Here is a 16,042-nt window from a genome sequence, read left to right as displayed (position 1 = left end):
TAGGCAACGGCCATCCCTTTCGCGCCTTCCGCTGGGAAGGGCTCATATCCAGGGCATAATTTCGCTCGCGACCCAGTGCAGCCGGTCGATATATTCCTCGATGCCCGACATGCCGGGCGGCAGCGGCACGATCGTCTCATTGACTCCCAATTCCTTGAGCCAGCCGATCTGATCAATGATCTTTTGCGCATCGCGCGTGCCGGGCGCACGCGGATCGTCCATAATCTCATGATGCGCGCCGACATTCAGCATTTCCAGCGCGAAGAACATGTCGATCGCTCGTCCATCATATTCGGGCTGCGCTCGGATGAAATCGAGGCATTCGGGAAATTTTTCAGGTGGCGTGCGGAAGGGCGACCAACCGTCACCGAATTTCGCCACGCGCTTGAGCACCGGTTCTGCATCGCCCCCGAACCATATCGGCAAGCGTGGTGCCTGCACCGGCTTGGGCGCGAAGCCCACATCCTTGAACTTGACGAATTCGCCGTCAAACTCGGGCTTGTCGGCCGTCCACAGCTCTATGATGGCCGCAACATATTCGTCAGCCATCCGCCCTCGTTGATGGAAGTCGACGCCAAGCATGTCGAATTCCTCTTTCAGCCATCCGACACCGAACAGCGCCGTCGCCCGCCCTCCGCTCAGCCAGTCGAGCGTCGACCAGGCCTTGGCCTGGACGATCGGATTTTGCAGCGGAAGGATCGAGACGGAAGAACTCAGCTTCATCTTCGCTGTACGCCCCGCCAGAAAGGACAGCGCTACCGTGCCATGGACATAATGGTCGCCCGATAACGCAATATGCTCCTGCGGGATGATGAAATGTTCGCCCAACATGCACTTGTTGAAACCCAAGTCATCCGCAACTTTAAGTGCATTGCCAATATCGTCGCCCGTCAGCGCATGTTCCCAAGTCTGGGTCATCGCCGCGACATGCATGCTGTTGGGCACACCGATGTTGAGTTTCATATATCCCTCCCATTACCGCGATTATTGATTAGGCGGAGTTTCAACCCTCGAGAGTCTATCGCACCTTCCCGTCGGAAGGATCGGCGGGATAAAAGCGACGATTCACGATAAACCTTCGCCCGGTTGAACGTCGCCAATGCCGGTCAGCGGGATGGCCCTCGTTCAGGACGAATCGTCATTCCTCAATTGGAACAAGGTCGCCCGTGATACGAATGCCCGCGCCATCAACCTTATAGGTCTTGTTCAGGAAGATCAGGATCGACGTCATTGCCTCCGCAGCTGCCGAATTGGCCAGTGCGCCGCCGTGCAATCCGCGCAGACCCATCGCGTCGGCCAGCGCCACGACCCGCCCTCGCGCCGCCTTGTCGTCACCAAAGACGAGCACGTCGCAGCCCACGTCGACATCCTTGGCCAGCTTGTGCGCGGCGACATTGTGGAACGCCGAAACCAGTGTGACGCCTTCCCCAAGAACGGCCTGTGCCTTGAGCGCGGCTGATCCTTCAGCGGGCAGTTGCACACGCATCACCTTGGGCGGGACCAGCGGCACGGTCGTGTCGACTACCAGCTTGCCCACCACATGAGGCGCGATACCTGCAAGAGTCGAGTCCTGCGCTGCGAACGGCACCGTGACAATGACGATCTCCGCCGCTGACGCCGCATCGGCATTGGTTGCGCCGCGCAGTCCATGGCCAAGTTCGGCCGCAGCCTTCTCCGCGCTCTCCGCACCGCGCGAGCCGATGATGACGGGATAACCTGCGCGCGCCAGGCGCCAGGCGATTGCCGCGCCCAGATTGCCGGTGCCGCCGACCACGGCGATGGTCGGGAAAGTCATAGTCAATCCTCCGATTGGGCGGCCACGAAGCCGGTCGCAGTTCTGTCCGGCACGTCTTGGTAGAGGGTAGTCCGTTGGCGCACCGGCCGACCTACCGACGCCGCGAGTGCGCGCATCTCTGCCGGACCAAATTCCTGGCCATTGACGCCACCCGCTGCGCGCGTGATCGATTCATCCATCAATGTGCCACCCATGTCATTGGCCCCGGCGTCGAGGATCGCTGCCGCGCCCTCTGGCCCCATTTTTACCCACGACACCTGTATATTGGTGATGACCGGATGCAGGACGATCCGCGCGATAGCGTGCATCAATACGGATTCACGATAGCTGGGCCCGGACCGCGCCAGCCCCTTGCGCCAGATCGGGGCTTCCATGTGAACGAAGGGGAGCGGCACAAATTCGGTAAAGCCACCAGTCTGTTCCTGAAGCGCCCGGATACGCAGCAGGTGCCGCGCCCAGTGGCGATATTGTTCGACATGACCGAACATGATCGTCGCGGTGCTGCGTAGGCCGATCCCGTGGGCAACGCGCATCACTTCGATCCATTCGTTCGCCGTCACTTTATCCGCACAGATAATGTCGCGGATTTCCGGGTCCAGTATCTCGGCCGCCGTACCCGGCAGGGTCGACAGCCCGGCGCTTTTGAGCTGGGCCAGATAATCTTCCAACAGCAAACCCAGCGTGCGCGCGCCATGCGTCACTTCCAGGGGAGAGAAGGCGTGGATGTGGATGTCGGGCGCTGCTTGGCGCACGGTCCTTAGCACGTCCAGATAGGTGTTGCCGTCATAATCGGGATGGATCCCCCCCTGAAGGCACACTTCGGTCGCTCCGCGATCCCAGGCTTCTGCCGCACGCCGTCCGACCTCGGCCATATCGAGCCGGTAGGCGGGACCGCGCATCGCCTTGGTACTGCCCTTGGAAAAAGCACAAAAGCCGCATTTGTAGAGGCAGATATTGGTGTAATTAATGTTGCGGTTGACGGCATAGCTCAGCGTGTCGCCGGCTGTCTGGCGACGCAATCGGTCCGCCTGCATGATGATGGCGGCCAGATCGTCCCCTTCGGCATCGAACAGGGTCACGATCTCCCCTTCGCTCAGCCTCTCTCCACCCTCCGCACGATCAAGGATCGACTGAAACTGGGCAGAGGCACCATCTGCCTTTCCCACCATCAAATCCGGCGCGGCGTCACCACGCCCGGCCGCCCAGTCGTCCAGCTTGGGCAGGCCGCGCGCATCAATCGCGCGCAGAACCTGTGTCGCGATCGCAGGGGCCGCCCAGTCATGCGCCGCCAGCGCATAGCGAGGACCAATGGCGAGACGTTGGGTAAGCCTCCGCCCCGCCGCCTGGGTCGCGCCCTCCAATATCTCCAGATGCGGCCAGGGCGCTTCGGGATTGACATGATCAGGCGTAACCGGAGACACACCACCCCAGTCATTGACCCCGGCCCGGATGAGCGGCGCCAGATCGACACGGTCATGCAGATTGGGCGGCGCCTGGATCGTCATGTCCGGTCCCAGGATCAGTCGCGCTGCGGCAATTGCCCAGAGATGATCGTTGAGCGTAGGTTCCTGATGCGTCGCCATCCTTGTCCCCCGCTTGGCACGGAAATTCTGGATGATGACTTCCTGGATATGGCCATGAAGGCGATGCAGGTCGCGGATCGCCACCAGGGCGTCGATTTGATCCCAGCGCGTCTCGCCGATGCCGATGAGCAAGCCAGTCGTGAAAGGCACCTTCGCGTGCCCCGCCTCTGCAATCGCCGCCAGCCGTCGCGTCGGCTCCTTGTCAGGCGACCCGAAATGCGCGCCACCGCGTACACACAGACTTTCGGCGCTGCTTTCCAGCATGATGCCCATGGACGCTGCATGGGGCCGTAGCATCGCATAATCGGCGGCATTCATCAGCCCGGGATTGAGGTGGGGCAGCAACCCTGTTTCACGCAACACAAGTTCGGCCATCTCGGCCAGATAGGAAAGTGTCGAGCTATGGCCCAGCCGTGCCAGCGCATCACGCGCGGCAGAATAACGTTCTTCTGGACGGTCCCCCAACGTGAACAACGCCTCGTGACACCCCGCCGCCACACCCGCCCGCGCAATCGCCAGCACCTCATCCGGGCTGAGATATGCATCCGCCACATGCGCCGGCGTGGTCGCAAAGGTGCAATAATGACAGACGTCACGGCATAATTTTGTGAGCGGAATGAAAACCTTGCGCGAGTAGGTCACCCGCTTGCCGTGCCCCGCGAGCGTCATGGCCTCTGCTGCTGTCATCATGTCGACCAGCGGTCGCGAAGTCAGCAGTCCGGCAACATCGCCAGCTTTCATGTCACTCTGACAAAGCCGGTCCAGTGTCACATCGCCCTCCGCGCATCGGCCAAGCCCTTGATCGTCTCCAGCGGCGCTGCATGGCCCGGCAAGGCCGCGATGAAGGTGGAGACGCCCATCGCGTCAAGCTCCTGCAACATCGCGGTCGCGGATTCCACTGGCCCCGCCAAAGTATCAAAGTCCGCCAGAAACTCCGTCAGCCCCAATTCCTCCATCAGCGCCACATTCCGGCCGCCAACGACGACATGCTCGGTCGCGTCATAGCGGTCATGCAATGCATCGATTTTGCCGCGAAACTGGGTAGGCACCTGCGCCAGCGCCTCGGGCGTACGAAATGCCATGCCATTGACGACGATAAAGGCCTTCAGGTCGTCGATCGCCTCCGCCCGGCTCGGTCGGATTGAAGCGAAGGACACGACCCAGATGTCGATCGCAGCCGGATCGCGGCCAGCTTCCGCCGCCGCAGCACGAACCGCGGCGATCCGGTCCTTGAGACCCTCGAGATGCTTTTCGCCTGCGAACAGGATCACACCGTCTGCCTGCTCCCCCGCAAGCGTCAGCGCCTTGGGGCCGAAAGCGGAATAATAAATCGGAATCGGTCGGGCGAAGCGCAGCGGCTTGACCGCCGTCCCGTTCCATTCGACCGCATCGCCGGAAAACAAACCTCGCAGCGCAGCGAATTCGGCGCGGATCTCCTTCTGTGTTGCAGGAGGACGGCCAATCGCCATCACCGTGCTGCCGCCTGTCGCCAGCCCCAGCGCGACCCGACCGCCGGACAGATCGTCGAGACTGCTGAGAGCGGCAGCCGTGACAAGCGGATGACGCATGAAGGGCGATGTCACCAATGGCGCCAATATGGCTTCCGGTGCCTCCAGCGCCGCAAGCGTCAGCGAAACATACAACTCATGCCAGCCGGCCGGCGAATCCCCGACGGTGACCAGTTCAAAGCCAAGGTCCGACGCCAGCCTGACTTCCTCGCGAAAGGCATCCAGGCTCTCTCCCCACATGCTGCATATACCGAGTTTCATGGATGCTCCGATCCTCCCCGCGACTTTTTTGCTGCCCCACCCTAAGGCGCTTTGGCCGCTGCAAGACCTGTCGACAGACAGGCCGGGACGCATCGAACGCCCCGGCCTGCATAACGCCTTGATCGGCCTGTTTGTCGGTCGATCAGAAGGAATATTTCCCGGTCACGCCCCAGGTCCTGGGTTCGCCCGCATAGACCGAACTGGTCGGGAACGAAGGCAGAAGAACGCTCGACGCCGAATAATAATCCTCATTGAAGACATTCTTGACGAACAGGCCGAGATCCAGTCCCGTTCCCCCGATCCCGCGCCAATCCAACCGGGCATTGGCCAGCTGATAGCCCGGCAGCTTTTCCCCCGCCTGGCCGCCGAAGTCCGCAGTCATGAACAGGTCGGTGTTGAAGACCAATTCGCCATCGGCGGGCCGGACCGGCAACACCCAGCTAACGCTTGCGGTGCCGGAGAAGCTCGGCGAATATTTATTGATCTGCTCTTCACCCAGCGCCATCGTCGGCGGCAAGTTGCCGGGGATGATCAGTTTTTCCACCTTCACATTGGTATAGGCGGCGTTGAAGCCGACAGTCAGGCTGCGAACAGGGCTGATCGACGCTTCCATCTCCACACCCCAGATGCGCAGGTCGGCAGCATTGACAGCCAGTGATCCGTTGCTGGGCGAATCCAGCGTACCGTTGGGGACGGTCGTCTGCGTGTTCAGAAATTGCAGCGCATTCTTATACTTGCTGTAGTAGGCGGCAATGTTCAGGCGCCCGCGGGCCGATCCGACATGATAGTCATATTTCGACCCGATCTCGACATCGGTGATCTTCTCTTCGCCGGTTTTCTGGAATGGGCGCAGGTCGACGCATACACCGCCTGTCGCCACGCAGGAAGGATCGATCCCGCCAGTCGTGAAGGGCGTTTCGAACAGCGGCGTGTTGATATTGGCTCCGCGATAACCGCGCCGCGAGACGATGTAGAGCAGCCAATCCGGCGTTGCCTTATAGTCCAGACCGATCGTCCAGCTCGGCTCCTCACCCTTGTTGGACACTGTGCCGACGCCGTCCGCCAACCCCTGGCCGGCAACGTCGAGGCAAGTGGCTTCGTCGACATAGCCTGTTCCGATCGTGCCGCCGCAGGCCGAAACCTTATCCCAGCTATAACGCGCGCCGAGGTTCAGCTTCAACTTCTCCGTAAACTCATAGCCGAGCTGACCATAAAGCGCAAAATTCTTGTTGCGAACATGCGCCGAGACCGCAGGTGCAGGCACCCCGCCGACCGAGAAGGCTGTGAACTGCGATCCGGTGGCGCCGTTCGGCTTGTCGTTGTTGTAAAAGCCGCCAACGATGAAGTTAAACGACCCGAAATCGCCGAGCAACTGGGTCTCGTTGGTCAAATACTGGCGATCAAGGATCGAAGCGGCGGTGAACAAGGTGAACGGCACTGCGGTCGGCAAAGGTGCGGACAGTCCGGTCGGAATCTGCAACTGCGGGAGGCCACCGGTGTTGATCAACTGATCGCTGTAATTCGTGCGATAGCCAAAGATATTGCGGAGCGTCAGGTTGCCGAAGCTGAAGGACGTGTCGTTGGTGATGGATTCCGTCTTGCGGAACGATCTGCCGCCATTGATGCCCCCGTCAAAGGAACCGCGCCGATTGCCCTTCTGCGTGTGAAGCGCAGCCTGAAGCTGAGGATCAACGACGCCCAGTCCGAACGCAGCCATGGAGAAGTTCTGGCGCAGCAGATACAGACCGCCAGCAAGTTCATCGCCCTTGAAATATTCGTAGATAGTTGTGCTCTTCAGCCCTTCAAAAGGCTCGACGAGCAGCGACAGCCGGAAGGCATCCTGGCGGATATTATCGAAGCCCGGCCCGCCGTCGAAAGCGATCATCCGCGGATCTTGCCGACGGATCTGGCCAGCGGCGCGGAACGCCACCTTGTCCTCAATGATGGGAATGTTCACCGCACCTTCGACTTCGCGATAGTCGAAGCGTCCGTAGGTTCCCTCGACATAGCCCTCAAAGTTATAGGTCGGCTTCTGGCTGCCGATGACAACGGCGCCGCCCAGGGTATTGCGGCCAAACAGGGTCCCCTGCGGGCCTTTGAGCACCTGAATGCTGCTGATGTCATAGGCCGGAACGTTGGACCCCACTGCCGGCAGCGGCGTGTCGTTGAGATAGATCACAACGCCCGGTGTCACTTCACCCAGAGGCAATTGACCAATACCGCGCAGCGTCAGGGCAACATTGTCCTTGCCGCCTTCCGACGAGAAGGTGAAGCCTGGCGCGATCGTCTTGATATCGCTGACCGTCTGCACAGTGCTGCGCTCCAGCGCTTCGGACGAAAAAGCGGAAATGGAAACCGACACATCCTGCAACCGCTCTTCGCGACGACGAGCCGTCACAACAATGTCACCCGATCCTGCAGCGTCAGCCTGCAGTGCGGGCAACACAGTATCCTGTGCGAACACGGGCGTCGCGACAAAAGCAACTGTCGAGAACAACGCCCATTTGAGCAAGTCACATCGCATAACATCTTCTCCTCGAACCAATTTTTGCGAAAGTCCCGACTTGCATCGGGCCTTCGTACGGAGCGCTGAATGGCGATTCCGCAGGTCGGTCGCCACCTATCGTTTGACAGGTTGGATATGCGATCCGAAACTTATCTGCGAAGCGTTGCATTTGTGTCGCACACGCAACAATTATTGATCTGCCCTGTCTTCAGGGGTGAGGCGCAGACCAAGCCTGGAGGATGTCAGCAATGTCTGCCGCCACCGGTTTCCAGATGGCACCCGTCGTCGTGGAAAGCCGTGGCGCTGGTGCGGGCTGCGATATGCCGTTGCGATCGATGAACGTGCCACGCGCGCTGTTATGCAGGTGGTCCGGCGCTTCCTGCATCGACAAGACCGGAGTGACGCATGCGTCCGTCGCCTCGAACAGCGCGGCCCACTCGTCGCGTGCTCGAGTGCCAAAGACTGCTGCGAAATCAGCCTGCATTGCGGCCCATCCCGCTCGGTCATTCTGATCATATTGCCGGTCGGCAAGGCCCAGACCGGCGACCATCTGCGCGAAGAATTTGGGTTCGAGGCAGCCGACGGCAACATACCGTCCATCGGCGCAGGCGTAGCAACGATAGAAAGGCGCCGCGCCGTCGAGCAGGTTGGATGCGGGAGCATCCTGCCACAGGCCCTTTGGCTGCCAAGCGTAGAAAAGACTCATCAACGATGCGACGCCGTCGGTGATGCAGGCATCCACTACCTGTCCCTTGCCGGTCGTCCGGGCTGACAGCAGAGCGCTCAGCATCCCAAAGATCAGGAACATCGCCCCGCCGCCATAGTCGCCGACCAGATTGAGTGGAACTGGCGGAGGCATCCCTTTGTCCCCCATCGCGTGAAGGGCGCCCGTGATGGACAGATAGTTGATATCATGCCCCGCCCGCATGGCCAGCGGACCGGACTGGCCCCACCCTGTCATCCGTCCGAACACGAGCCGCGGATTGCGCGCCAGACAAATATCGGGACCGACACCCAGCCGCTCCATCACGCCGGGCCGATAGCCCTCGATCAACCCATCGGCGCGCTCGATCAAATCCAACAGACGAGCGCGGTCAGCATCCTGTTTGAGGTCGAGATAGGTTACGGTACGGCTGCGGTGGAGAATATCGCCCCCGACATCCTCCCAATCGCCGACCCCCGCTGATGGCGGCCGGGCAACCCGCACGATCTCTGCGCCCATGTCAGCAAGCAGCATCGCAGCCAGCGGCACAGGCCCGATGGCGTCGATTTCGACAATGCGAATGCCGGCCAGCGGCCCGGACCGCTCTGCCATCAGATGTTCGTCCGATCCGCGCCTTTGAGGTCGAGCATGGCACGCGCCTCGTCTGGCGTCGCTACTTCCAGGCCCATGCCTTCGATGATTTGCCGCGCCGTGCGCACCTGTTCGGCATTCGTCTCGGCCAGTCGACCTGGACCGCCCCAAAGCGAATCCTCCAGCCCTACCCGCACATTACCCCCCATCGACGCAGCCATGGCAACGATGCTCATCTGGCGCGCGCCCGCCCCCAGGACGGACCATTCATACTGGTCGCCAAACAGCCGGTCGGCAGTCCGTTTCATGTGCATGATGTCATCGGGGTGGCTGCCGATGCCACCCAGGATGCCAAAGCAGGTCTGGATGAAGAGCGGCGCCTTCACCAGCCCGCGATCGAGAAAATATTTGAGGTTGTAGAGATGGCTGGTGTCGTAACACTCGAATTCGAACCGGGTGCCGAGCGGCGAAAGCGTTGTGAGCAGATGCTCGATATCCGTATAGGTGTTCTTGAACACTAGGTCGCGCGACGCTTCCAGTGCAGCCGGTTCCCATTCATGCTTGAAACTCTTGAACCGGTCGAGCATCGGAAAGAGGCCAAAGCCCATCGTCCCCATGTTGAGACTGGCAACCTCTGGCGCGAAGGTCTGCGCTGGACGGATGCGTTCCTGTATCGTCATCGAGGGATGCCCCCCGGTGGTGAGGTTGAGCACCGCGTCGCTGCGCTGCTTTATGACCTTGAGAAAAGGCTCGAACAAGTCCGGATTCTGGTCGGGCCGTCCATCGACCGGATTGCGGGCGTGAAGATGGATGATGGCCGCGCCTGCTTCAGCCGCACCCACTGCGGATTCGGCAATTTCTTCCGCAGTGACCGGCAGATGCGGCGACATGGACGGGGTATGGATAGCGCCGGTGATGGCGCAGCTGATGATGACTTTACGTTTGGCCATGGTGGTTCCTTTCACGCCACCGTCCGATGGCAGTCGCCCTGCGGCGCGCAATCTATCCTTCGATAGGCACTGATGAGGGCGTCAGGGCAGGATGCCGAGTTGGCGCGCCCGCAGAACGGCCTGGGGACGACGACGCACACCCAGCTTGTCGTATATCTGCTGCATATACCATTTGACCGTGCCTTCGGTCAGCCCCAGCCGGTCGCCGATCTCCCTGTTGCGCAATCCGCCGCTGACCATGGTGAGGATATCGACCTCGCGATTGGCCAGGCGACCGCTAAGGCCAAAATCATCCTCATCGTCCTCATCACTTTCGATCTGCGGCGCGCTCCGCATCATCGAAACGAGACGAACCGCAAAGCGATCAGCCGGTGTTTCGAGTTCAGGCCCATGGGAATAAGCTTCGGTCAGCAATGAGGAAATCACTTCGCCTTCATCGATGAAGGTACGCACCCAACCCGCCGGTTCGGCCATTTCCACCGCCGCGCGAACAGCCCGCCGCGCCTCGGACCGGTTGCCCTGCAACACGGCAATCTCTGCCAGCAGCAATTCGAAGGTGACGGCAGAGCGCACCGCTCCAGCGCGCTTGACGAATTCCAGCCAGCGGTAAGCAACCTTGCGGGCGCGGATGAGCCGATGGCGCTGCATTTCGATCCGCAGCCAGGCGATGGCGATGCTTTCGTTTCTACGCGTTGGACGCAATGTCGGGATGGGTTCACCGTCCATTTGCGGATCGCCCGCCAGGAAATGGCGCTCCGCGTCTTCAATCTGCCCAGCCCTGACCAGCAGCCTCACCTCCTCTGCCACGATGAATGCGCGCATCCGGTCAAGGCCACATTCGATGGCGACCAGGTGCGCGTCATTGAGCGTCAAGAGCGCGCCGGGCAGGTCGCCGCGCGCGGCGCGCAACCGCGCATTAACCAGATAGCCTGATGCCATCTGATCGGCAAAGCCCCACTGCCGCACCACCGGCAGATGCCGCTCCACCAGTTCCGCGGCGCTATCCAGGTCGCCAGCATCATAAAGAAGTTCGGCCAGCGGCAGCGCCGGCAGGGCTGCCAAGCCCGATCCGTCTCCTTGGATGCCCTTCGCGAGGGCGAAGGCTTCGTTGAGGAAACGCTGGGCCAACTGGGTCTTGCCCTGTGCCATCAATGTGGGCGCAACGGACGCCTTGAGCGCAATGGACGCGAAGTCCGATCCCGGGCGAGAAAGCGCGCGCCGGGTTTCCGCTTCCAACTTCAGCATATCCTGGAAATGATACAGCTCCCGCCGGGCAGACATAAGCTGTGCCAGCAAGGTGCAGCTCAGATAAGCATGACTTTCGGCCATCTCCAATAATAGAGGCTCTGCATCAGCCTCGACCTTCACCATGTCGTCGCGTGCGGCTGCCAGCATGACCATTCGATGACGAATCATCAAATCCAGTTGCCCGGCATCATGTACCGAAAGGCCACCACTTTCGCTTTGAGCGTCGTACACCGCGCGTGCCGCCGCAATCAGCCGGTCTGCTGCGGCAAAGGAAAGCTGGCGTATACGCCGCCATGCCAGTGCCAGCAGCAGATAGGGATATTGTGCAAGGACGGCCCAGGGTAATTTCGCGCCCAGTTCATCGACCCGGTACAGATAGCCGGAATAGGTCAGTTGTTCCGCCAAACGATCAAGCTGCCGCGCCAGGAACGACTGGTCACCGCTCAGGCGCGCATGTTCAATGGCCATGATGGGCTGCTCGATCGATGCAAAATAGTCGCTTGCGCGGCAATGCATCATCGCGGCGCGCGCGGGCGCGCGGTCCATAAGCCGCCCCAGAACCATTTCGCGAAACAAGCGGTGGTAGGCGTAACGGCTATGCTCCTGGTCGATCGCGTTGAGGAACAGACCTTCGCGAAACACATGATCCAGCATGGCGCGCGCATTCTCGTCTCCGGTGACGGCTGCGCAGGCAGATGGCGTGAGTTCGTCGAGAATCGATGTGTCGACGAGAAAGCGGCGCACCTCTTCCGTCTGCTGCCCCAAAACCTCTTCGTGAAAATACTCCGCAAATTCCGGCCTCAAGCCCGTAAGCCGGAGGTTGCCCAAGCCGTGCCCCCCGCGCCGATAAAGGTCGCACGCAATGACAATTCCAGACACCCAACCCTGTGTGTCGCGAACAATATCCTGCAAATTTTGCGAATCGATCGGTGCTCCGACACTCATGGTCACAAGTTGTGTGGCTTCGGACAGAGTGAAGGACAGGTCATTGGTACCGACCTCGGTCAGAAAGCCGAGTGCCCGCATCCGCGCAAGCGGCAGGCCCACCGAACCCCTTGCGGCAACGATCATAGTGAGGGCATCGCGCGCGCTCGACGAAAGCTGGGCGACGAAGTCGAGGATCGGCTGACCCAGCAACTGCGCGTCGTCAATGACAATGACAAGCTTCGGCTCGACAAGCGTCGAGAGCGTCTGGAGCCAGACATCATCCTTTGTGTCGCCATCCAGATCCTTCCAGGCCATACCCGCCGCGACGCCGCCGGCCTTGAGCGCGAGCAGGAAGGATGTCTTGTCATGTATCCCCGCACGCGCCGCGAGCCAGATCACGGGGCGCCCCTGCACCCGGAACCGATCGGCCCAAAACAACATCGCCGTCGTCTTCCCGCTCCCGGCCGGCGCTGACACGATCGTCATGCGCGATCCTGCAACCTTGTCTGTCAGCGCAGCCAGGGCGGGACGCTCGATCAGCGTTGACGTCATACGAGGTGGTAGGACGATAGTAGGGACTACGGCCATTTCTCTCTCCTAGCATGCTGCGTGGCATGATTCGTTTTGTTCTTCTAAATATATTCTGAACGATGAAATCATAAACGCAATCCCCAATTCCTATCCACAGATAGGTTCTCAACCGCCGGAGATATTGTCCAGCTTGGCACCATCGGCAGGGCGTCGCGCAGACGCACTGCAAGCGCGTAGAATCAGGCGACCCGAAGCGCAGGGGCAATGAATTAGGAAAGGTTGACCATGAAGGCCCTGTATCTCGAGCAGATCGCTGGCCCCGAATCCGTCGTGGTAACGGATGTCGAAACGCCGGTCCCTGGCGTCGGCGAAGTCCGGGTCGCCGTGAAGGCTGCGTCGATCAATCACCGCGAATTGTTCATTACCGATGGTCAATATCCCGGCATGGTCGTTCCGGTTACGCTCGGCTGCGATGGCGCGGGTGTCGTCGACATGATCGGTGAAGGGGTATCCGGGGTTAGCGAAGGGGACGAGGTCGTCCTCTACCCTGCGCGCAACTGGGGACCAGATCGCCACGCCCCTGGTGCCGACTTCGGCCTGCTGGGCATGCCCTTTGCCGGGACGATCGCAGAATATATCTGCGTTCCGGCCGAAAATCTGGCACCCAAGCCCGCTTTCATGAGCTTCGAGGAAGCCGGGGCCATGCCACTCACGGCACTGACATCCTGGCGCGCCTTGATGTTCAAGGGCAAATTGCAAGCTGGCGAAACCGTGCTGATCAGCGGCGTCGGCGGCGGCGTCGCCACTTTCGGCCTCGCCTTCGCGGTCGCCAAGGGCGCCAATGTCTATGTGACCGGCGAAAGCCAGGAAGTGATCGATCGGGCGATCGCCATGGGGGCCAAGGGTGGGTTGCTCTATACCGACCCCGACTGGCGCAAGCAGGTCGGCAAGCTGACGGGCGGCATTGACGTCGTGCTGGATGGCGCCCCTGCGCCGAGCTTCGCCAACTATGTGCGCGCCATCAATCCCGGCGCACGCATCGTCATCTACGGATCGACAGCCGGCAACGAGATCAAGTTCAACGCCACCGACATTTTCCTGAAAAGCGCGAGCATCGTCGGCAGTCAGGTCGGCGATCCGCAGGATTTCCAGGAGATGCTGGCGTTTGCCGGCGAGCACAAGATCAAGCCGGTGATCGAAGCCACCTATCCGTTGGCACAGGCCAAGGAAGCATTACTCCACCTGCGCGACAGCCACAAATTCGGTAAAGTCGTGGTGACGATGTGACCGACCTGTTCAGCCTGGACGGCAAGAAGGCGCTCGTCACCGGCGGGGCGCAGGGCCTGGGCCGCATGATTGCCGAGGGTTTGCTGCGCGCGGGCGCAACCGTCGCCATCACGTCGCGTAAAGCCGACCTATGCGAGCAAGCTGCCAGCGAGATGGCCTCGCTTGGGACCTGCATTCCCTTGCCGGCCGACCTTTCCACACCCGAAGCCGCGGTCGATCTGGTCGCGCGCTATCGCGCTGCGGTGGGCGAATGCCACATATTGGTCAACAATGCGGGCAAGACCTGGGGCGGGTCGATCGACACCTTCCCCGACAAGGCCTGGCCCGGCGTGATGGCCGTCAACGTCCAGACGCCTTTCACCATGGTGCGCGAACTCCTGCCCGAACTAGACGCTGCGGCTACAGCCGATGATCCGGCGCGGATCATCAACATCGGTTCAGTTGCGGGGATGAAGACCGAGCGGTTGAGCGCCTACAGCTATGCGGCCAGCAAGGCTGCGGTGCATATGATGACACGCGATCTGGCGGGCGACCTTGCTGGACGCAATATCACCGTTAACGCGGTCATTCCCGGCTTCTTCCCGACCAAGATGACGGCACATATGCGCGATGAGGATAGCGTCGATCCCAAGCTGCTCGACCATATTCCCCTGCGACGCCTCGGCAAACCGGACGATATCGCCGGGATCGTCGTCTTCCTTTGCTCTCGCGCAGGCGCCTATGTCACGGGCGCGCAAATTCCGGTGGACGGTGGGGTGGTAGGCTGCGGCTAAATCAGGGGCGATAATGACAAGAACGGGCAATTTCGTCTTCGTCGGCGGTACCGAGGGTATAGGGCGCGCCACGGCCATCAATGCCGCGCGTGCCGGGGCTTCGATCCTTCTTGTCGCTCGCAATGCCGAACGCGGTGCTGTTGCGGTTGAAGCGATGCGGGCCGCGGGCGCGAAGGACGCCACTTTCCTTCAGGCCGACCTTTCCACCATCCACGGCGCGGCGGCGGCGGCCGACGATATTCGGGCGTGGCGCCCGGCCATTCATGGCCTGATGCACAGTGCAATGAGCGCATTTTCCGGCAAAACCATAACGCCTGACGGGCTGGAATTCGCTTTCGCCCTGCAATATCTTTCCCGTGCCATCATCAATCGGCTGTGCGCCGATGTACTGGCGGCGTCGGGCGACGGGCGCATCGTCCATCTGGCCGGAGCCATTCCTTACCGCATGGCCCGGCCCGATCTGGCCGACCTCCAGTTCGAACATCGCAAGTGGAGCTTTTTCAAGGCAATCCTGACCACGCATGTTCAAGGCTTCCTGTTTCTGGACGAAGCGGCAAGGCGCTGGTGCGATCGACCGATCGGCCTGTACGCAGCGGGCGTCGCCTCGACAAAAACGAAGGCGATGCAGAACCCGGCCATGCCCCTTATCATGCGGATCATGGGCCGCTTTGGTACGTCGCCTGAAAAATCCGCGATCAATCCAACTCGGCTATTACTGGACGATAACCCACCGCCCTTGCCCGCCGCTATTTTCAAAAACCCAAAGCTGTTCGTTCCCTCTCCCTTCGATGTCCCGGAAAACGAAGCCGGGCGACTGTGGGAGATCACGACGGAGATTGCGGCACGAAAAGGAGTGCATCTCCCATGACACTAGACCTGCAAATCATGAGCGACCGTATCGCCATCGAAGAATGCCTCTACCGATACGCGCATCTGGTTGACGCGATACAATATGACCGCATCGCTGAGGAGGTGTTCACCGAAGACGCCTGCATCGACTTTGGGGGCGCGCGCGTCCGTTGGACGCGACGCCATCCATGCGCAGTGCATGGGCTATCAGGGCGCGCTGCTGGGCTGTTCGCACAATGTAACCAATGTGATGATAGAAGTAAGTGAACGGAGACGAAGCCCGTGCCGCCAGCCGCATCCTTGCCTGGCACTGGTTCGCCATTCCCGACGCCGATCCGCTGCGTCCGTCCGACCTGCTGGCTGTAGGCGCTTATGAAGACCGACTGCGCCGCACGGCGGATGGCTGGCGGATATATGAGCGGCGCGGCATCAATTTCGGTACTGGCGTTGGCGTTGGCCAAGTGCCCGACCCCATGCGCCCGATCTTCGAAGGAATGCAGGGACGCCGCACCAGTTGGCCTAGCTGATTC

At 61.0% G+C, this 16,042-nt stretch carries 13 protein-coding genes; 5 read left to right on the top strand and 8 right to left on the bottom strand.

Annotation, left to right across the window (positions count from 1 at the left end; translation table 11 throughout):
• Positions 1-42: 42 nt before the first annotated feature.
• The 8 genes from WFR25_RS12540 to WFR25_RS12505 all read right to left on the bottom strand — a co-directional run bounded on the left by WFR25_RS12540 (position 43) and on the right by WFR25_RS12505 (position 12,660).
• Entirely contained in the window at positions 43-963 is a 921-nt protein-coding gene (locus tag WFR25_RS12540; protein WP_336971305.1) for a TIGR03619 family F420-dependent LLM class oxidoreductase, read from the bottom strand.
• A 175-nt stretch (positions 964-1,138) separates the two neighbouring features.
• The gene (gene npdG / locus WFR25_RS12535; RefSeq protein ID WP_336971304.1) at positions 1,139-1,795 is read right to left on the bottom strand and encodes an NADPH-dependent F420 reductase; all 657 of its coding nucleotides are present in this window, start codon (positions 1,793-1,795) and stop codon (positions 1,139-1,141) included.
• Between the two features lie 2 nt (positions 1,796-1,797).
• Entirely contained in the window at positions 1,798-4,119 is a 2,322-nt protein-coding gene (gene cofH, locus WFR25_RS12530) for a 5-amino-6-(D-ribitylamino)uracil--L-tyrosine 4-hydroxyphenyl transferase CofH (protein WP_336971303.1), read from the bottom strand.
• 26 nt (positions 4,120-4,145) lie between these two features.
• A complete protein-coding gene (locus WFR25_RS12525) occupies positions 4,146-5,147 on the bottom strand; it encodes an LLM class flavin-dependent oxidoreductase (RefSeq protein WP_336971301.1) in 1,002 nt (333 codons plus the stop codon).
• A gap of 142 nt (positions 5,148-5,289) precedes the next feature.
• A complete protein-coding gene (locus tag WFR25_RS12520) occupies positions 5,290-7,593 on the bottom strand; it encodes a TonB-dependent receptor (RefSeq protein ID WP_336971299.1) in 2,304 nt (767 codons plus the stop codon).
• 268 nt (positions 7,594-7,861) lie between these two features.
• On the bottom strand, positions 7,862-8,968 hold the full coding sequence (locus WFR25_RS12515) for a CaiB/BaiF CoA transferase family protein (RefSeq protein ID WP_336971298.1): 1,107 nt from the start codon (positions 8,966-8,968) through the stop codon (positions 7,862-7,864).
• Positions 8,968-9,897, bottom strand: a complete 930-nt coding sequence (gene kce, locus WFR25_RS12510) for a 3,5-dioxohexanoate:acetyl-CoA acetone transferase (protein ID WP_336971296.1) — start codon at positions 9,895-9,897, stop codon at positions 8,968-8,970. Before kce ends, WFR25_RS12515 begins: the two co-directional genes overlap by 1 nt.
• A gap of 81 nt (positions 9,898-9,978) precedes the next feature.
• Positions 9,979-12,660, bottom strand: a complete 2,682-nt coding sequence (locus tag WFR25_RS12505) for a winged helix-turn-helix domain-containing protein (RefSeq protein WP_336971295.1) — start codon at positions 12,658-12,660, stop codon at positions 9,979-9,981.
• 228 nt (positions 12,661-12,888) lie between these two features.
• Between WFR25_RS12505 and WFR25_RS12500 the strand changes: the two genes are divergently transcribed.
• The 5 genes from WFR25_RS12500 to WFR25_RS12480 are packed head-to-tail and all read left to right on the top strand — an operon-like array spanning position 12,889 to position 16,039.
• A complete protein-coding gene (locus tag WFR25_RS12500; protein WP_336971294.1) occupies positions 12,889-13,890 on the top strand; it encodes a quinone oxidoreductase family protein in 1,002 nt (333 codons plus the stop codon).
• Positions 13,887-14,663 (top strand): SDR family oxidoreductase, encoded by a 777-nt coding sequence (locus WFR25_RS12495; RefSeq protein WP_336971293.1) that lies wholly within the window; start codon positions 13,887-13,889, stop codon positions 14,661-14,663. The genes WFR25_RS12500 and WFR25_RS12495 overlap by 4 nt, the downstream gene beginning before the upstream one ends.
• A 13-nt stretch (positions 14,664-14,676) precedes the next feature.
• The gene (locus WFR25_RS12490) at positions 14,677-15,531 is read left to right on the top strand and encodes an SDR family NAD(P)-dependent oxidoreductase (RefSeq protein ID WP_336971291.1); all 855 of its coding nucleotides are present in this window, start codon (positions 14,677-14,679) and stop codon (positions 15,529-15,531) included.
• Positions 15,528-15,779, top strand: a complete 252-nt coding sequence (locus tag WFR25_RS12485) for a nuclear transport factor 2 family protein (protein ID WP_336971290.1) — start codon at positions 15,528-15,530, stop codon at positions 15,777-15,779. Before WFR25_RS12490 ends, WFR25_RS12485 begins: the two co-directional genes overlap by 4 nt.
• Positions 15,776-16,039, top strand: a complete 264-nt coding sequence (locus tag WFR25_RS12480; RefSeq protein WP_336971289.1) for a nuclear transport factor 2 family protein — start codon at positions 15,776-15,778, stop codon at positions 16,037-16,039. The genes WFR25_RS12485 and WFR25_RS12480 overlap by 4 nt, the downstream gene beginning before the upstream one ends.
• Positions 16,040-16,042: the final 3 nt, after the last annotated feature.

The organism is Sphingobium aromaticiconvertens (genome assembly GCF_037154075.1).
In the GTDB taxonomy this organism is placed as follows: Bacteria; Pseudomonadota; Alphaproteobacteria; order Sphingomonadales; family Sphingomonadaceae; genus Sphingobium; species Sphingobium aromaticiconvertens.
Note: the sequence above shows the minus strand (reverse complement) of the source record. Positions and strands in the feature narration are given on the sequence as shown.

What these genes read in the sequence shown, in the direction of transcription:
- WFR25_RS12540 (WP_336971305.1), bottom strand. Translation starts at nt 963, where the DNA reads ATGAAACTCAACATCGGTGTGCCCAACAGCATGCATGTCGCGGCGATG.
- npdG (WP_336971304.1), bottom strand. Translation starts at nt 1,795, where the DNA reads ATGACTTTCCCGACCATCGCCGTGGTCGGCGGCACCGGCAATCTGGGC.
- cofH (WP_336971303.1), bottom strand. Translation starts at nt 4,119, where the DNA reads ATGAAAGCTGGCGATGTTGCCGGACTGCTGACTTCGCGACCGCTGGTC.
- WFR25_RS12525 (WP_336971301.1), bottom strand. Translation starts at nt 5,147, where the DNA reads ATGAAACTCGGTATATGCAGCATGTGGGGAGAGAGCCTGGATGCCTTT.
- WFR25_RS12515 (WP_336971298.1), bottom strand. Translation starts at nt 8,968, where the DNA reads ATGGCAGAGCGGTCCGGGCCGCTGGCCGGCATTCGCATTGTCGAAATC.
- kce (WP_336971296.1), bottom strand. Translation starts at nt 9,897, where the DNA reads ATGGCCAAACGTAAAGTCATCATCAGCTGCGCCATCACCGGCGCTATC.
- WFR25_RS12505 (WP_336971295.1), bottom strand. Translation starts at nt 12,660, where the DNA reads ATGGCCGTAGTCCCTACTATCGTCCTACCACCTCGTATGACGTCAACG.
- WFR25_RS12500 (WP_336971294.1), top strand. Translation starts at nt 12,889, where the DNA reads ATGAAGGCCCTGTATCTCGAGCAGATCGCTGGCCCCGAATCCGTCGTG.
- WFR25_RS12490 (WP_336971291.1), top strand. Translation starts at nt 14,677, where the DNA reads ATGACAAGAACGGGCAATTTCGTCTTCGTCGGCGGTACCGAGGGTATA.
- WFR25_RS12485 (WP_336971290.1), top strand. Translation starts at nt 15,528, where the DNA reads ATGACACTAGACCTGCAAATCATGAGCGACCGTATCGCCATCGAAGAA.